The sequence below is a fragment of the uncultured Roseobacter sp. genome (genome assembly GCF_947499265.1).
Taxonomy (GTDB): domain Bacteria; phylum Pseudomonadota; class Alphaproteobacteria; order Rhodobacterales; family Rhodobacteraceae; genus Roseobacter.
This window is the reverse complement of sequence record NZ_CANMNK010000005.1, coordinates 44,710-59,674: the sequence shown is the minus strand read 5'-3', so window position 1 is coordinate 59,674 and position 14,965 is coordinate 44,710. Positions and strand designations below refer to the sequence as shown.

Sequence of the window (14,965 nt, the reverse complement as noted above, 5' to 3'; positions counted from 1 at the left end):
TGGCATTTGACAAGGCCGCCCGATCCCGCACACTTCGCCCATGTTTAACCTCGCAGACCCGCCGCCGGACTTCCCGGAAAACCCCTTTCCCTACTACGATCAATGGCTGCGCGAGAGCCCTGTCTGCCCGCAGCCCGATGGGTCCTTTCTGCTCGCCCGCCATGCGGATCTGTCATCAATTTATCGGGACGTTACCCGCTATATTTCTGATAAAAAGACCGCCTTTGCGCCAAAATTCGGCGAAGGGTCCCCACTCTTTGAACACCATACCACCAGCCTTGTTTTCAACGACCCTCCGCTGCACACCCGTGTCCGGCGGATCATGACTTCGGCGCTCACGCCCAAGGCCCTGAAACGCATGGAGCCCGGACTGGTCGCAACCGTTGACGAGCTTTTGGATCAGATGCCGGACCAGCCTGACCTGATCGAGGATTTTGCAGCCTCGATCCCCATTCAGGTGATTGGCAACCTGCTGGACGTGCCGATGTCGGAACGCGCGCCCTTGCGGGGCTGGTCCCTCGCCATTCTTGGCGCGCTTGAACCAACCCTGACGGATGCGCAGCTCACGCGCGGGCATGAGGCCGTTTCCGAGTTCAAGGAATATCTGCAAGACCTGATCGCCCGTAGACGGGCCCATCCCGGCGACCCGGAAACCGATGTGCTGACCCGCTTGATCGAGGGCGATGACGGCGGACAACTGTCTGAAATCGAGCTGATCCAGAACTGCATCTTTATCCTCAACGCAGGGCATGAAACGACCACGAACCTGATCGGTAATGGTCTGGCGCTGCTTTACGATCACCCTCAACAGTGCGACCTGCTGGTGCGCAATCCCGACCTCATCGACCGGGCGGTGGAGGAAATCCTGCGCTTTCGGTCGCCCAATCAGTTCGGGAACCGGCAGACGACGGTCGAGGTGTCGTTGGGTGGCTATGCGATCCCACCGGGGGCTAACCTGCATCTGTGCATTGGGGCCGCCAATCGGGATCCGCAAGTCTTTGATGCCCCAACGAGATTTGACATCTCCCGTCATCCAAACCGGCATTTGGCTTTTGCGGGCGGGCCACATGTTTGCGTCGGCCTGACGCTTGCGCGCATGGAAGGCCGCATCGCGCTTCAGCGGTTTTTGAATCGCTTTCCGGACTATGCGATCACTGCGCGCACGCATGGGGGACGTATCCGGTTCCGGGGCTATGCCGCGCTTTGCGCCGAACTCGCCAGATAGTCGCAATTGGGCGCATTTTGTTATCCACAGGGCGTCATAAAACTGTTACGATTGAGCATGTTGAAATGGTCAGCAGTCGTTTTTCTATCTTCGGCGTCCATGGTTGGCGCGACAACACCGATTGGTGAGGTCATTTGCGCGCCGTCAGACGAGATGCTTTCCCGGCTTGCCCAGCAATACGGGAGCGCGCGCCAGGCCAGTGGCCTGCGCGGGCGGGAACAGGTGATGGAAGTCTGGACGGATGATCGTGGAGATTGGACGATGGTGGTGCGCTACGCCTCCGGCACATCGTGCATCGTGGCCATGGGCGAGCATTGGACAGATTTCGCGCCGCACGACCCGGGCTGATCAAGCTGGTCTGAGATGCGGAGATGAAAAGCCCTGTGTGATTACCGGCTTGCAGAAGCAATTGCGATCACCTGACCGGGTTTTTCGTGCCCGTACCCAAACACATAGGCGGTTCAGTGTCTTCATGCGGCCGATCGGCGATCGCCCGCGTTTCTGGTCTTTTGGGGTTTCCTGGGGTGTTAAAGTAGTTTCAGATCGCTGGCCATCTGCCGTCCGTCGCGTCCTTCAGAAAGTTCAAAGCTGACTTTCTGATCATCGGCAAGTCCGGTCAGGCCGGATCGTTCGACTGCTGAGATGTGTACAAACACATCTGAGCCACCACCTTCCGGCGCAATAAATCCGTAACCTTTAGTCGTGTTAAACCATTTCACGGTGCCGTTTGGCATCAGTCCCGTGCCTCCTTTTGTATTTGAGACCGCGTCAGCTCTTCCGACGCGGCTTGTTCACGCACCCAACACAAAAATTGCATTGAACACCCTTTAAGAGATTGACCTTCACATGTAAAAATCAAGGAAAACGGGTGCAAAGGTTGCGATTTTCGCGCCGAAAACCCCAAGTTGTGGGCAAATTATGCGATTTTATGGATTGAAGACCTGTGACACCTGCAGGAAGGCGCTGAAAACCTTGCCGGAGGCGGAATTCGTCGATGTGCGGGCCGATGGCGTGCCGGAGGCTGTCTTGCAGGCGGCACTGGAGCAGTTCGGGGAGGCGTTGATGAATACCAGATCAACCACCTGGCGCGGATTGGATGCGACCGAGCGCGAAAAGCCACCTGCTGAATTGCTCAAGGTGCATCCAACGCTGATGAAGCGCCCTCTGATTGTCACCGAGAGCGGCATGCATTTGGGGTGGACGCCCGCCACACAGCAGGCGCTTGGGGTTCAGTGAGATCAGGTTTGGGCGCTGCGGCCGCGCAGCGCATTGTCGAGTGACACAGGCCCGGCTCCTTTGATCACCAGAACCAACAATACGAAAATCCAGAAGCTGCGTTGGTCCAGGATCACGCTGTCGGGAAAGCGATCAAACCACGCGCCAAAAGTTTCCTTGTGCTCAAACCCGCCGTGACCAATCAAATCCGTCAAGGATTGCACGATGATGAACCCGATCATGCCAAGCGCGGAGAGCCGTGTTAGCAGCCCCAGAACGATGAGTGCTGGCAGAATGAATTCCGCCCAGGTGCCCGCAACAACGACCGCCCAATGGTAGAGGGACAGCTGTGAGGTGTCATATGTCACCGCTTCCATCGCCTTTGGGAAAATCTGCGCGTAGGCACCGACAGAGGGCTGAAAGAGCCCGACAAGACCGCCGCCCAGTTTTGTCAGCCCGGAGACCCAGAAATACATCAGCAAAGTACCCGCGAAGACAAGGCGCGCAAGCGTCGGCAAGAGCCAGTCTGCGCGCGAGAGGCGTTCGGTGACTGAAGTGTAGGCGGAGATCATTTAGCTGTCCTTTGTCTTGAATTCTGTGAGGGCACCGGTTTGCAGCGCCTGCGACAGCGCTGCCGAGAGATCAAATGAGGGCGCGGCGGTGATCGTCGCTTCATGCGCCGACCCAAATGCCATGCCGTTTTGCAGGTGCTGAAGCCAATCCGCACCCCCCGGCTGCAATGCATGGGGCGCGGGGTCGAATTCCGGGCGGGTGATCAGAACGTCCTGGGCCGTTGCCCGTGGTTTTGGCGCATCTGGCTCAAAATTCAACCGCCAGATGTCATGCAAGGGCCAGTCAGAGCGCAGCACAATGGTTGCGGGCGCAAGCGCCAACCGCAGCGACATCAGCTCTTCGGGATCGGTCTGGAAAACGCTGGGGTTAATCGGCGCGGCGTCCTTCGCGTGATAAGAGCGGCGCATTGCGATGTCCAAACGGGCGCAGTCGGGCAAATATCCGATATGCGAAAGCGGTTGAAAGCTTTGCAGGAATTTTGGCAGCTCTTGTCCGTAGTGCATCATCAGTGGTGACGATGGCGGTTGCTGGCGCACATAGATCGCTGCCAACCGGTCAAAGGTTTGCGCACCCAGGAGCTTGTAAATCAACGGAAACGCCGTGCGCAGAGCTTCGGTCAGGGACACCACTACGTTGTTTCGGTATACGGAAAATCTGGCGCCTGCTGGGGTGTCGGAGCCGTCGAGGAGACCTTCGGGCACGGCTTCTTCCGCGTCCAGCAAAGCGCTGCGGAATGTGGCCTGTGAAACGCTCATTGTGCCGGGGCGAGCGCCAGTGCCGCACGTTCGGCCTCTGCTCGCAATACCGGCCAGTCGGGGACGTCATTGTCCCATTCAACAAGCACGGGCCTGGGACCGGATTTCGCGAGGGCGAACGCCAGAAGGGACCACACCGGGTCCACAACGGGTTTGCCGTGACTATCGATCAGCAGAGGTGCGCCGTGATCATCGGTATCTTCATCATGGCCGCCCACGTGGATCTCGCCAACCGCATGCAGCGGGAAAGCCTCGATGTAGCTTTCAGCAGACAGCCCAAGGTTGGTGGCAGATATGAAAACGTTGTTTACATCAAGCAGCAGACCGCAGCCTGTGCGATGCACCAACTCAGCCAGAAAATCGGTTTCGGACCAAGTGCTTTCGGCAAAGCAAAGGTAACTGGAAGGGTTTTCCAGCAGCATCTGGCGTCCCAGCGCTGTTTGCACCTGATCGATGTGATCAGCCACCCGCTGCAGCGTTTCGGATGTATAGGGCAGGGGCAGCAGGTCATTCAGGAATTCTGCACCATGTGTGGACCACGCCAGATGCTCTGAAAAACTGGCTGGACTGGACCACCCGACAAGCGTTTTCAGACGGGCAAGGTGGTCACGGTCAAGCGGTGCTTCGCCACCAATGCTCAGGCCGACACCGTGCACAGACAGGGCAAACTGATCCGCCAGCGCACGCAGTTGCGCAAGAGGGCGCCCGCCGTCACCCATATAATTCTCAGCATGGACCTCGATCCACCGCACGGGGCCTGGATCGGCGCGTAAGTCCGTAAAATGCTGAGGTTTATAGCCGACACCGGGGGCGTTTGGCAGGTTGGGCGCGCGAGGGGAGTTGTCTAACATCGTGACCCACCAACTAACTTCATGTGTCCTAGGGCATCGTTTGGTGTGAGGGTCAGCCGGTAGATCACCGCCTGACCTCTTCTTTGGGGGAAACCGGCTTAGGCTGGCAGATCGCGGTCCAGTTCTTCCAGCGAACCCTTGCGCTCGGTGCCGTCTGCCATCGCGGGCAGTTCGATCTCTGCGCATGTGCCTGCGTCTACCAGCGTCCAGGCGTTGCCCTGATAATCCACTGTCGATGTACCGGCACAGGTTGTGCCCGGGCCAGCAGCGCAATCATTCGCGCCCGCCAGCGAGATGCCGAAACACTTTTCTTTTGCGGCAGCCTGTGCGGTTGTCACCTGCGCTGCCATGGCTGCTGCAACTGCGCCTGCGATCGCTACGGTTTTCATTGTTTTGGACATGAATTCATTCCCTTGTTGCGGACCATTGCGGTCGTTGATGCAGTATAGGTATGTTTTTAGGCGTTAATATACCACTCACGAGCCTGTGTGTCACAGAGCTGTCAGTGGAAATTATCTCGGACGCGGAAAATCGCACTTCAAGCACCTGAAATGTTACAAAACCGGCCCCGGAAACGGTCTTTTGCCGCTCCGGGGCCGGAGTTTGTTACAACTGGTCGGGCGGTGTTGCGTCCGTGGAGAGCGCGGCGGCAACCTCATCAAGGGGTTGGACCTGTGTCTGCTTTTCACCCAGACGTCGGACAGTGACCGTGCGTTCCTCAACCTCGCGGGCACCGACGGCCAGTATGACCGGCACTTTGCCCACGGAATGCTCGCGCACCTTATAGTTGATCTTTTCGTTGCGGATGTCGGCTTCGGCCCGCACGCCCGCTGCGCGCAGCGTCTCGACCACCTCTTGTACATAGTCGTCGGCGTCAGAGATGATGGAGGCAACGACAACCTGGCGTGGCGCCAGCCAGAACGGCAGCTTACCAGCCGAGTTTTCGATCAGCATGCCGATGAAACGCTCAAAGGAGCCCAGACAGGCGCGGTGCAGCATGTAGGGCCTGTGCTTGGCGCCATCTTCCCCGATGAAGGTCGCCCCCAGCCGCTCGGGCAGGTTGGGATCCACCTGGAAGGTGCCGCATTGCCATTCCCGGCCAATCGCATCCGTCAGTTTGAAGTCGAGCTTGGGCCCGTAAAACGCGCCTTCACCCGCGTCCAGAGTATAGGGGTGGCCAGTGGCCTTGATCGCGTTCTCAAGTGCGGATTCGACGTGATCCCAGCTTTCCTCTGAACCAACGCGCTTTTCGGGCCGGGTCGCAAACATGATCTCGAAACTGTCAAACCCCAGATCCTTGTAGACGGAGGAGAGGTAGTTGATGAAATCTGCACATTCGGCCTCGATCTGATCCTCACGGCAGAAGATGTGCCCATCGTCCTGCGTAAACCCGCGCACCCGCATGATGCCATGCAGCGCGCCCGAGGGCTCATAGCGGTTACACGAGCCGAATTCCGCAAGACGCAGGGGCAGATCGCGGTAGGATTTCAGACCCTGATTGAAGATTTGCACGTGGCAGGGGCAGTTCATCGGCTTCAGGGCATTGATGGCCTTCTCGCGCGCGTGTTCTTCGTCCACCTCGACGATGAACATATGCTCCTGGTATTTGTCCCAGTGGCCGGAGGCTTCCCAGAGTTTACGGTCCACGACCTGCGGGGTGTTCACTTCCTGATAGCCCGCTGCGCGCTGTTTACGCCGCATGTAGTCTTGCAAGGTGGTGTAGATGGACCAGCCATTGGGGTGCCAGAAGACCTGCCCGGGCGCCTCTTCCTGCATGTGAAATAGGTTCATCTCGCGGCCCAGCTTGCGGTGGTCGCGCTTGGCGGCCTCTTCCAGCATGTTGAGATGCGCGCGCAGCTTTTCCTTGCCGGTGAAGGCCACGCCATAGATTCGTTGCAACATGGCGCGGTCGCTGTCGCCGCGCCAATAGGCCCCGGCAATCGACATCAGCTTGAAGGCATCGCCCGGCACCTGCCCGGTGTGCTGCAGATGCGGCCCACGGCAGAGGTCCTGCCAATCCCCATGCCAATACATGCGCAATGGCTCGTCGCCCGGAATGGCGTCGATCAGCTCCACTTTGTAGGGCTCGCCCGCGTCTTCGTAGTGCTTGACGGCGCGCGCCCGGTCCCAGACCTCGGTCCGCACCGGGTCACGCTTGTTGATGATCTCTTTCATCTTCTTCTCGATGAGGCCGAGATCTTCGGGAGTGAACGGGTCTTCGCGGTCAAAGTCGTAATACCAGCCGTCCTTGATCACCGGGCCAATGGTGACCTGAGTGTCGGGCCAGATTTCCTGCACCGCGCGGGCCATGATGTGCGCAAGGTCATGGCGGACCAGCTCATTGGCCTGCTCTTCGTCCTGCATGGTATGGATGGCAACGCTGGCATCGCCTTCAATCGGCCAGGCAAGATCGTAGTGCTCGCCGTTCACGGTCGCGCTGATCGCCTTCTTGCGCAGGGAGGTCGAAATGCTTGCGGCAACATCGCCAGCGGTTACGCCAGCCGGGTAGTCGCGCGCATTGCCGTCGGGAAAAGTAAGAGAGATTGAACTGTCTTTTGGGGCCATCTTGGGCACTCCTCGTCGGTTTGGCGCCTACGAGACGCCCGGTTGCGGGTATATGTGCCTGCGACATGACGGGTGCGCGGTAAACTGTCAAGCAAAACACTTGGCCTGTATACCGAAGAATACGTTGACTGCGACATTTCACGTGTTAAATCCGACATAGACCAAGAGAAGTTTCATCGCCTAGGGGAACCAGATGCCGAGCTATAACCGTACGTTTGAATTGAGTATCCACGATGTCGATCTGATCGAGGAGTCTCTGCGCGCGCGCGGTCGTGAGCTTTGCCGGATGCGGCGGGCGCTGTCTGACGAAAACCCTGCTGATTTGCAGTCCGTGACGGTGATCGAAGCCGACCAGCGCGAAAACGAAGAGCTGCTTGGGCGTCTGCACAACCAAAAGATTTTCTATCGCCCCGGCGCAACACCCTACGTCAGCGGGTAATTGCGCCGCAGGCGTTGCCCTGTCAGGCGACGTATGCCGCGTAGGCCATCAGCAAACAGCACACCCATCCACTTGTGAAAATGATCGGGCGCAATGGCAAACGCGCGAGGCCCGAAATCATGCCTGCCGCATGTGCGATCCGCAGCCAGAAAAAGGCGATGGCCGTCCAATAGGTAAGGCTCGAATAGCCCCCCAGCCGATCAATGATCAGAACCAGGATGGCGAAGGGCAGCAGTTGTTCCAGCAGGTTGAGATGCGCCCGATAGGCGCGGTGGACCCAAGGACGCAGCTGCGTCAGATCGCCGGGCCGCGTGAAATTGTCGATGGGCGCGGGGTCCGTGTTCACGCCGACGATGTAGGGGATCCACAATGATGCAGCTAAAATACACAGCATGATCAGGATGCCCATTTCGGTGGAAAGCGTTTCTGTCGGCATGGATCAACCCTCCGCCTCGGCATGGGAAAAGCGGACGGATTGCCCGGTCTCCAGCCATGTTTTCAGACCCGCAAGGGTGCGATGCCAGCCATCGGCTACGCCTTCTTGACCGGCGGGGATGTCGTAGTGCTCCAACGTGAGCATGCAATTCTCGCCCTGCGGTTCGATCATGTAGACAAAGCGTGACTGTTCCAGCGGCACATCTGGGCCCGCCCAATGGGGCTCAAACGTGCTTTCAATCCGCGTTTTCGGCGTCAGCTTGGTTTCCGTCAGGACCAGCATCACGCTGTCATCGGGAAATTTCAGAACCAGCTTGTTGCCCTCGCGCACGCAGCTGCCTGCGACAAAATTATAGGCAGCGTTAGCCTCTGCATCAGTCAGCGCATGCCAAAGTGCATCTTGTGTGCAGTGAATATAGGTCTGCATCATGAAATCGGGTTTGGTCATCTTCGGTGTTCCTTCAAGTTGGGTTTTGAGATTGAGCACCGCTCGTGCCGCTGGTTGCTGAAGCAGGGGCTCCACCCAGCGATCAATTGCTTCCTGCAGCGGAAGCGCGTTGAGGTAGTGGTATTTGAACCGGCCTTTTTTATGGGTCACGATCAGCTTTGCCTCTTCCAGCACGCCCAGATGCTTCATCACACCAAAACGCGTCATATCGAGCTGTACCTGCAGATCCTGCAGGCTTTGCCCGGGCTTGACGCGCAGGCTGTCAAGCAGCGTGCGACGGGCCGGATCGGCAAGAGCTTTGAAAATCGAATCCATGAATTCTTTATAAGTGAGTAGTTAATCACGTGACAAGATGGTAACATATAAAAATTCTGCAAGGGGATTGCAGGCTCGTTCTGCTTGCGCGCATCATCGCGCCAGAAAGGACCCATCCATGACCACGCCAAATACCTTCGTCGGGCCGGAAGGCCGCAGGCTCGCCTATCACCTGACGCCGGGGCGCGGGCCCTGGATCATCTTTCTGGGCGGGCTGAAATCCGACATGGAGGGAACCAAGGCGCTACATCTGGAAGATTGGGCGCGGGCGCAGGGCCGGGCGTTTTTGCGGTTCGATTACTCCGGTCACGGCCAATCGTCCGAGGCTTTCGAGGAAGGCTGCATTGGTGATTGGGCCGAAGACACCTACCAGATCATTCAGGCCCTGACCGACGGGCCGATTTTACCGGTGGGGTCGTCCATGGGCGGCTGGCAGGCGCTGTTGCTGGCCAAGCGTCTTGCGGATCGCATCGCCGGGCTGGTGACCATCGCCGCAGCGCCTGACTTTACCGAGGACAGCTATTGGGCGGGTTTCAGCGATGCACAGCGCGCCCAATTGCAAGAGGATGGCCGTGTCGAAATCCCCTCTGACTATATGGAACCTTACGTGATCACATGGCGCATGATCGAAGATGGTCGCAAGCATCTGGTGCTGCTATCCCCGCTCGATTTGCCCTTTCCTGTCCGCTGTCTGCAGGGCACGGCAGATACGGCCGTCAGCACCGAAACGGCATTGCGTCTTGTGGACCACGCAACCTGCCCGGACATGCGCCTGACGTTGGTCAAGGACGCGGATCATCGGTTTTCAGATGGCCCCTGTCTTGGCATCATCGAAACGGCAATCGAAGACATTCTGGCGCTTGCAGAATAGGAGCAGACCATGGAACAGCGGATTAGCCTGATTACACTTGGCGCGCGTGATATCAACGCCTTGTCGGCATTTTACGACGCGCTTGGTTGGCAGCGCACGCCCTCGCCAGACGGGGTGATCGCCTATGATCTGATTGGCCAGACGCTCGGTCTTTATCCGCTGGACAAGCTGGCAGAGGATATCGGAGTGTCTCCGGATCAGCTTGGGTATGGGGCGAGCACGTTTGCGTATAATGTACCGGCCAAAGAAGACGTCGCGCCGCTGCTGGCCCGGGCTGAGGCGGCTGGTGCAAAAATCCTCAAACCGGCCCAAGACGTCTTTTGGGGTGGGCACCACGGGTATTTTTCCGACCCCGAGGGCCATATTTGGGAGATCGCGCACAACCCGTTCTCGCCGCTGCGTCACGATGGCGCTTTCCGGTGGAACGGATACGCGGACGACTGATGCGCAGCCCTAAATCCATGTGGAGCCTGGAGACGCTTGGCCGCGTGCGGTTGTCCAAGCATTTCTACATGCGGGATTTTCTCTATTCGGAAATCAGTAACATCCACGGCGTGCCCAATGTGCCACCTGATCCTGAACTGGCGCTTGAGAATGGGCGCATGCTCTGCACAGAACTGCTTGATCCGTTGGAGGAAACTTTCGGCCGCCTCGCCATCAGGTCCGGATACCGGTCCCCGACACTGAATGGATATGGCAACGCGCATAAATTGAATTGTGCCGCCAACGATAACCCGATCGAGTGCCATATCTGGGATCGCGGCGCGGGGGCCGAGGCGATCGCAGGCACGTCGCTGGCCATTCCCTGGTTTGCGGATCAATACGCGCAAGGCCGCGATTGGCGTGATCTGGCCTGGTGGATCCATGATCATCTGCCCTATTCCGAGGCATGGTTTTTTCCCAAACTCGCGGCGTTCAACCTGGTTTGGCGACCCACCCCCCTGCGCACGATTTCGAGCTATATCGCGCCCAAGGGGATGTTGCTCCGCGCTGGCGCCGAGCCAGCGGAATCGTTGGAAGATCGCAGGGGGCGCTACGCGGACTTCCCTGCTTATCGCGGCATTAAATTCCCGCAGAACTAGAGCATATTGTATATTTTTGGCATCTTATCCACAACATATTGATTGAACATTGACCTAAAACGAGATTTGAGCAATGTCTCCCCAGCGTCATCAGGGGGGTGATGATTCATGGTCAGGCTGTTTTTCTATATCTTGGTTCTGTGCGGGTTTGGCCCGGGCAATGTTATGGCTCAGGCTTGCGGTGGCGACTACGAGGTGGCGCGGGGCGACAGCCTCTCGCTCATTGCCAATCGCCTCTACAAAGATGCGGGTAAATGGACGGCAATCCATACTGTGAACCGCAGCGTGATTGGTGAAGATCCCGACAAAATTCTCGTGGGCACGCGGTTGGAGCTCGCGTGCATCAACGGTTTGCCCAAGGGCATGTCCCCCCGCGGCGCGGTGTCCGGCGAACGGCTAAAACTGGATTCGGTTTCCCCCGGAACCAACGTCTCGGAGCCAAGCGTTCCGCCGGTTCGTTCGACGCCTTTGCGGGTGGTTACCGGCGACGATCAGGCCCCGTTTTCGGACCATCGTCTGCCGCAGGGTGGGATGCTGGCCGAAGTGATGGACCAAGCATTGCAACGGGGTCTGAAGAGCAGAACGGTCAAGACTTTCCGCATCAACGATTGGGCATCACACCTTGAACCGCTGCTGACAGGCGATCTTATGGATGTGTCATATCCTTGGCCAAAACCGGATTGCGACGACCTGTCTGGCGCGCCCATCTGTCAGGCTTACGCATTTTCTGACCCGATGTTCGAGATGTTGATGGTGATGTTCGTGGACGCAGACAAGCCGGTTCCCCTGGCGAACACCGAGGACATCCATGGCAAAAAACTGTGCCGACCCGCGGGCCGGATGGTTTTCATGCTGGATGCTGAAGGGCGGGGATGGTTGCGAAATGGTTTGATTGAATTGGTCCGCGCGCCAACGGTAGCAGGCTGCTTCGATCTCCTGGTGCGCGGGGATGTCGATGCCGTGGTGGTGAACGAATTTACGGGGCGAAACGCGGTTGCAACGCTGGGCCTGACAGATCGTGTTACGCCGCTGCGAAACACTCCGCTTGGTATTGTGACGCTTCATGCCGTCGTGTCCAAGCAGCATCCGCAAAGCCAAAAGATATTGGCGGCGCTCAACGATGGGCTGCGAAAACTCAAGCGTGACGGTGGGTTCCAAGACATCCTTGACCGTCATTTGAGCGCGGTTTGGGCAGGTTTATGATGCGGCTTCGACCCGTCTCATGTATCTTGGCTGCGACGATGGTGGCGTTTTCGGCGCAGGCAGACATCAGCCTCCTCACCGGGCCGGACAATGCTCCGTTCACCGCTGCAACCTGGCCGGAACAAGGTATTTTCACGGAGTTGGTGGCGGCGGCTTTGGCGGCAAGCCCAGCGCCGGAGCCGCACTCCATCACCTGGCAGGACAATTGGTCCTCCCAACCGGATCTGATCAAGTCAAAGGCCTATGACATGGCGTTTCCATGGGGTCAGCCCGGGTGCGAAGTCACCGCCGCGGATGATGTCAGATGCACCGACTTTCACTATTCGGAGCCTGTGATCGACGTGGTTATTCTGCTCTTCGTGCGAGCGGACGATGAATTTGAGTTCGACCAGAATGCGGATCTTGCGGGGCGCACCCTGTGTCGGCCTTCCGGTTTGCTCACCCATGATCCGAACGGATTTGAAGCCCAGTGGCTGCCGAATGACACTGTAAAGTTGCGACAGCCTCAGACGCTTGGGGCGTGTTTCGACCTTTTGATGGCGGGCAGGGTTGATGCCGTCGCCGTCAACGAATTCCAGGGCGTCCAGCACATGTTTGCGGCGGGACTGACGGAGAAGGTGGTGCCTTTGACCCGCCCTCTCGCCACCCAATCGTTGCATGTGGTGATCTCAAAGACCCATTGGCGCGGCACCGCCCTGATGTATCGGTTCAACGCGGGGTTGGCGAAACTGAAACAAACAGGCGCCTATGCTGAAATCCTGTCCCGTCACATCGCGATCTATTGGGAGCGGCTCAAAGGCTGAGTTTTGCCGAAAGCTCCGCGCCTCAGCCTTGCGATTGCGCGCATAGCGGGTAAGACTGCCTTCAAGATCGCGGATCACGGGGCATTTCATGAGCAGCACGCAGCGCCACTCTGGCAGGAGGCTTCGGCATGGCTGAGCCTTTGGTGCTGCTGCCCGGAATGATGTGTGATGCGCGGCTGTTCGGGCCCCAAATCGCAGAAATGTCCGCGGATCTGGCGGTGATGGTCGCACCGATCACGCAAGGCGAACGGATTGAAGAGATTGCCTCGTCCTTACTCGATCAGCTGCCAACCCGGTTTGCCCTCGCGGGCCTGAGCATGGGCGGCATCGTGGCGATGGAGATTTTGCGCCGGGCACCGGACAGGGTAACTCGTATTGCCCTGATGGATACCAATCCCCTCGCCGAAACCCCGCAAATCGCAGCGGCGCGCGAACCTCAGATCGTCGCCGCGCGCACCGGTCGCATGCTGGATGTGATGCGTGAGGAGATGAAACCCAACTATCTTGCACCCGGTGCACATCAACAGGATGTTCTCAATCTGGTGATGGATATGGCCGAAACCCTAGGGGCGGAGGTGTTTGTCCGCCAGTCACGCGCGCTGCAGCGCAGGCGTGATCAACAAAGCACATTGCGAAAATGCAAGGTCCCCACACTTGTGCTATGCGGGCGGCACGATGCGTTATGTCCGGTGAAACGGCATGAATTCATGTCGGAACTGATCCCCTATGCGACACTTCGGGTCATGGAGCATGCGGGGCATCTGCCGACCTTGGAACAGCCTTCCGAGACCACCCGGGCCCTGCGGGACTGGATGGGGCTGCCGCTGGTGCTCAGATAGTCGCGCGGATCAAGCCGCTGCGTTTTTGTTTGCAGCTTTGCGGGGCTTTTTGGCGGGCTTGCCGCTGTTGGCGTCAATGAAGTCCAGCACCAATGGGCGGATGTTTTTGCGCCAGCTCTTGCCCGCAAAAATACCGTAGTGGCCCGCGCCCTCTTCCACGTGGCTTGCTTTTTTGTTGTCCGGCAAGCCGGTGCACAGGTCCAAGGCTGCAATGCACTGTCCAGGGGCCGAGATGTCGTCCTTTGAGCCCTCAACTGTTTTGACCGCGACGGTTGTGATCTTGCCGATATCCACTTTCTTGCCCTTCACCACGAATTCGTTCTTGGCAATTTCGCCGTTCTTGAAGATGCGCTCCACCGTGCTGAGGTAGAATTCGGCGGTCATATCCATCACGGCGAGATATTCATCATAGAACCGGTTGTGCTTGTCGTGATCGGCTGCTTCGCCGCGCGTGACACGACCGATCTGATCGGCAAACGCTTTGCTGTGCTTTTCGGCGTTCATCGAGATGAAGGAATTCAACTGCAACAGCCCGGGGTATACCATGCGTCCGACACCGGGGTATTTGAAGCCAACGCGCTGGATCATCAACTCCTCAAGCTGACCCATCGTTACCCGGTGGCCAAAGTCGGTCACATCGGTCGGCGTTGCATTCGGATCGATCGGGCCGCCGATGAGGGTCAGGCTACGCGGCTGCGCTTTGGGGTCTTCTTCGGCCAGATAGGCGGTGGCGGCAAGGGTCAGCGGGGCGGGCTGGCACACGGCAATCACATGGGTGTCCGGCCCAAGCTCCCGCATGAAATCCACCAGATAGAGCGTGTAATCCTCAATATCGAACTTGCCGGCGCTGACCGGAATGTCGCGCGCATTGTGCCAGTCGGTGATGTAGACATCCGCGTCGGGCAGCATGCTGATTACGGTGGAGCGCAGCAGAGTGGCGTAGTGACCGGACATGGGTGCCACCAGCAATAACTTGCGGCTTGGCAGGTCGCGACCAGGTACAACAAAATGCAGAAGGTCCCCGAAATCCTTTTCCATCACGATCTCGGTGCTGACCACATGGTCTTGTCCGTCGCTTGATGGCACAGCCGGAATGTTCCAGTCCGGCTTTACAATCATGCGCTGGAACGTGCGCTCCGTGACTTCACCCCAGGCTGTCATCCATGCCAAACCGGGGTTTGGAATCATCGAGAAAGCCGGGTATGATCCCATGGCAAGGGCCGTCGCGCCCAGCCATTGGTTCGTGTTGCGGATGGTTTCCATGAGGTCATAAGTGGCCATATAGCGCATAGGGGTCTCCTTGTAACAATCCGGGTGCACCGGTGAACACAGTCGCTTCGCCCCCT

General features: G+C 58.3%; 19 protein-coding genes. 10 read left to right on the top strand and 9 right to left on the bottom strand.

Annotated elements, in window-relative coordinates; genetic code table 11:
- Positions 1-40 precede the first annotated feature (40 nt).
- Together Q1A63_RS14335 and Q1A63_RS14330 are read left to right on the top strand one after the other, a co-directional pair.
- Positions 41-1,225, top strand: coding sequence for a cytochrome P450 (locus Q1A63_RS14335; protein WP_298973613.1), 1,185 nt, complete (start codon positions 41-43; stop codon positions 1,223-1,225).
- A 99-nt stretch (positions 1,226-1,324) separates the two neighbouring features.
- Entirely contained in the window at positions 1,325-1,573 is a 249-nt protein-coding gene (locus Q1A63_RS14330) for a hypothetical protein (RefSeq protein WP_298973611.1), read from the top strand.
- Between the two features lie 179 nt (positions 1,574-1,752).
- Here Q1A63_RS14330 and Q1A63_RS14325 read toward each other — a convergent pair whose 3' ends face one another.
- A complete protein-coding gene (locus Q1A63_RS14325; RefSeq protein WP_195820234.1) occupies positions 1,753-1,959 on the bottom strand; it encodes a cold-shock protein in 207 nt (68 codons plus the stop codon).
- Between the two features lie 184 nt (positions 1,960-2,143).
- Between Q1A63_RS14325 and Q1A63_RS14320 the strand changes: the two genes are divergently transcribed.
- Complete coding sequence (locus Q1A63_RS14320) at positions 2,144-2,461, top strand: ArsC/Spx/MgsR family protein (protein WP_298973609.1); 318 nt, start codon at positions 2,144-2,146, stop codon at positions 2,459-2,461.
- A 2-nt stretch (positions 2,462-2,463) separates the two neighbouring features.
- On the opposite strand, the gene Q1A63_RS14315 is transcribed toward Q1A63_RS14320, so the two are convergent.
- The 5 genes from Q1A63_RS14315 to thrS all read right to left on the bottom strand — a co-directional run bounded on the left by Q1A63_RS14315 (position 2,464) and on the right by thrS (position 7,184).
- Positions 2,464-3,012 (bottom strand): DoxX family protein, encoded by a 549-nt coding sequence (locus tag Q1A63_RS14315; RefSeq protein ID WP_298973607.1) that lies wholly within the window; start codon positions 3,010-3,012, stop codon positions 2,464-2,466.
- Positions 3,013-3,768 (bottom strand): DNA-binding domain-containing protein, encoded by a 756-nt coding sequence (locus Q1A63_RS14310; RefSeq protein ID WP_298973605.1) that lies wholly within the window; start codon positions 3,766-3,768, stop codon positions 3,013-3,015.
- Complete coding sequence (locus Q1A63_RS14305; RefSeq protein WP_298973603.1) at positions 3,765-4,619, bottom strand: DUF692 domain-containing protein; 855 nt, start codon at positions 4,617-4,619, stop codon at positions 3,765-3,767. Before Q1A63_RS14305 ends, Q1A63_RS14310 begins: the two co-directional genes overlap by 4 nt.
- Positions 4,620-4,717: 98 nt before the next feature.
- Positions 4,718-5,020, bottom strand: coding sequence for a DUF2282 domain-containing protein (locus Q1A63_RS14300; RefSeq protein WP_298973600.1), 303 nt, complete (start codon positions 5,018-5,020; stop codon positions 4,718-4,720).
- Positions 5,021-5,225: 205 nt separating this feature from the next.
- Positions 5,226-7,184 carry a threonine--tRNA ligase gene (gene thrS, locus Q1A63_RS14295; protein ID WP_298973597.1) on the bottom strand — a complete coding sequence of 653 codons (1,959 nt, stop codon included), beginning with the start codon at positions 7,182-7,184 and terminating at the stop codon, positions 5,226-5,228.
- A gap of 193 nt (positions 7,185-7,377) precedes the next feature.
- On the opposite strand from thrS, the gene Q1A63_RS14290 reads away from it, so the two are divergent.
- Positions 7,378-7,623: a hypothetical protein gene (locus Q1A63_RS14290; protein WP_298973592.1), complete on the top strand. Its 246-nt coding sequence runs from the start codon at positions 7,378-7,380 to the stop codon at positions 7,621-7,623.
- Positions 7,624-7,645: 22 nt separating this feature from the next.
- Here the strand turns inward: Q1A63_RS14290 and Q1A63_RS14285 are convergent, their stop codons facing one another.
- Entirely contained in the window at positions 7,646-8,059 is a 414-nt protein-coding gene (locus tag Q1A63_RS14285) for an MAPEG family protein (protein ID WP_298973589.1), read from the bottom strand.
- A 3-nt stretch (positions 8,060-8,062) separates the two neighbouring features.
- The gene (locus Q1A63_RS14280) at positions 8,063-8,821 is read right to left on the bottom strand and encodes an SRPBCC domain-containing protein (protein ID WP_298973585.1); all 759 of its coding nucleotides are present in this window, start codon (positions 8,819-8,821) and stop codon (positions 8,063-8,065) included.
- A gap of 118 nt (positions 8,822-8,939) precedes the next feature.
- Here Q1A63_RS14280 and Q1A63_RS14275 point away from each other — a divergent pair, with 118 nt between their 5' ends.
- The 6 genes from Q1A63_RS14275 to Q1A63_RS14250 all read left to right on the top strand — a co-directional run bounded on the left by Q1A63_RS14275 (position 8,940) and on the right by Q1A63_RS14250 (position 13,619).
- Complete coding sequence (locus Q1A63_RS14275; RefSeq protein WP_298973582.1) at positions 8,940-9,692, top strand: alpha/beta hydrolase; 753 nt, start codon at positions 8,940-8,942, stop codon at positions 9,690-9,692.
- 9 nt (positions 9,693-9,701) lie between these two features.
- Positions 9,702-10,136: a VOC family protein gene (locus tag Q1A63_RS14270; protein ID WP_298973579.1), complete on the top strand. Its 435-nt coding sequence runs from the start codon at positions 9,702-9,704 to the stop codon at positions 10,134-10,136.
- 17 nt (positions 10,137-10,153) lie between these two features.
- Positions 10,154-10,774, top strand: coding sequence for a hypothetical protein (locus Q1A63_RS14265; RefSeq protein WP_299632243.1), 621 nt, complete (start codon positions 10,154-10,156; stop codon positions 10,772-10,774).
- Positions 10,775-10,882: 108 nt separating this feature from the next.
- A complete protein-coding gene (locus Q1A63_RS14260) occupies positions 10,883-11,977 on the top strand; it encodes a transporter substrate-binding domain-containing protein (RefSeq protein WP_299632119.1) in 1,095 nt (364 codons plus the stop codon).
- Positions 11,974-12,780, top strand: a complete 807-nt coding sequence (locus tag Q1A63_RS14255; protein WP_299632118.1) for an ABC transporter substrate-binding protein — start codon at positions 11,974-11,976, stop codon at positions 12,778-12,780. The genes Q1A63_RS14260 and Q1A63_RS14255 overlap by 4 nt, the downstream gene beginning before the upstream one ends.
- 128 nt (positions 12,781-12,908) lie before the next feature.
- Positions 12,909-13,619, top strand: a complete 711-nt coding sequence (locus Q1A63_RS14250; RefSeq protein WP_298973572.1) for an alpha/beta fold hydrolase — start codon at positions 12,909-12,911, stop codon at positions 13,617-13,619.
- A gap of 9 nt (positions 13,620-13,628) precedes the next feature.
- Here Q1A63_RS14250 and phaZ read toward each other — a convergent pair whose 3' ends face one another.
- On the bottom strand, positions 13,629-14,909 hold the full coding sequence (gene phaZ / locus Q1A63_RS14245; protein ID WP_298973569.1) for a polyhydroxyalkanoate depolymerase: 1,281 nt from the start codon (positions 14,907-14,909) through the stop codon (positions 13,629-13,631).
- Between the last annotated feature and the right edge of the window lie 56 nt (positions 14,910-14,965).

What these genes read in the sequence shown, in the direction of transcription:
- Q1A63_RS14335 (WP_298973613.1), top strand. Translation starts at nt 41, where the DNA reads ATGTTTAACCTCGCAGACCCGCCGCCGGACTTCCCGGAAAACCCCTTT.
- Q1A63_RS14330 (WP_298973611.1), top strand. Translation starts at nt 1,325, where the DNA reads ATGGTTGGCGCGACAACACCGATTGGTGAGGTCATTTGCGCGCCGTCA.
- Q1A63_RS14325 (WP_195820234.1), bottom strand. Translation starts at nt 1,959, where the DNA reads ATGCCAAACGGCACCGTGAAATGGTTTAACACGACTAAAGGTTACGGA.
- Q1A63_RS14320 (WP_298973609.1), top strand. Translation starts at nt 2,144, where the DNA reads ATGCGATTTTATGGATTGAAGACCTGTGACACCTGCAGGAAGGCGCTG.
- Q1A63_RS14315 (WP_298973607.1), bottom strand. Translation starts at nt 3,012, where the DNA reads ATGATCTCCGCCTACACTTCAGTCACCGAACGCCTCTCGCGCGCAGAC.
- Q1A63_RS14310 (WP_298973605.1), bottom strand. Translation starts at nt 3,768, where the DNA reads ATGAGCGTTTCACAGGCCACATTCCGCAGCGCTTTGCTGGACGCGGAA.
- Q1A63_RS14305 (WP_298973603.1), bottom strand. Translation starts at nt 4,619, where the DNA reads ATGTTAGACAACTCCCCTCGCGCGCCCAACCTGCCAAACGCCCCCGGT.
- Q1A63_RS14300 (WP_298973600.1), bottom strand. Translation starts at nt 5,020, where the DNA reads ATGTCCAAAACAATGAAAACCGTAGCGATCGCAGGCGCAGTTGCAGCA.
- thrS (WP_298973597.1), bottom strand. Translation starts at nt 7,184, where the DNA reads ATGGCCCCAAAAGACAGTTCAATCTCTCTTACTTTTCCCGACGGCAAT.
- Q1A63_RS14290 (WP_298973592.1), top strand. Translation starts at nt 7,378, where the DNA reads ATGCCGAGCTATAACCGTACGTTTGAATTGAGTATCCACGATGTCGAT.
- Q1A63_RS14285 (WP_298973589.1), bottom strand. Translation starts at nt 8,059, where the DNA reads ATGCCGACAGAAACGCTTTCCACCGAAATGGGCATCCTGATCATGCTG.
- Q1A63_RS14280 (WP_298973585.1), bottom strand. Translation starts at nt 8,821, where the DNA reads ATGGATTCGATTTTCAAAGCTCTTGCCGATCCGGCCCGTCGCACGCTG.
- Q1A63_RS14275 (WP_298973582.1), top strand. Translation starts at nt 8,940, where the DNA reads ATGACCACGCCAAATACCTTCGTCGGGCCGGAAGGCCGCAGGCTCGCC.
- Q1A63_RS14270 (WP_298973579.1), top strand. Translation starts at nt 9,702, where the DNA reads ATGGAACAGCGGATTAGCCTGATTACACTTGGCGCGCGTGATATCAAC.
- Q1A63_RS14265 (WP_299632243.1), top strand. Translation starts at nt 10,154, where the DNA reads ATGTGGAGCCTGGAGACGCTTGGCCGCGTGCGGTTGTCCAAGCATTTC.
- Q1A63_RS14260 (WP_299632119.1), top strand. Translation starts at nt 10,883, where the DNA reads ATGGTCAGGCTGTTTTTCTATATCTTGGTTCTGTGCGGGTTTGGCCCG.
- Q1A63_RS14255 (WP_299632118.1), top strand. Translation starts at nt 11,974, where the DNA reads ATGATGCGGCTTCGACCCGTCTCATGTATCTTGGCTGCGACGATGGTG.
- Q1A63_RS14250 (WP_298973572.1), top strand. Translation starts at nt 12,909, where the DNA reads ATGGCTGAGCCTTTGGTGCTGCTGCCCGGAATGATGTGTGATGCGCGG.
- phaZ (WP_298973569.1), bottom strand. Translation starts at nt 14,909, where the DNA reads ATGCGCTATATGGCCACTTATGACCTCATGGAAACCATCCGCAACACG.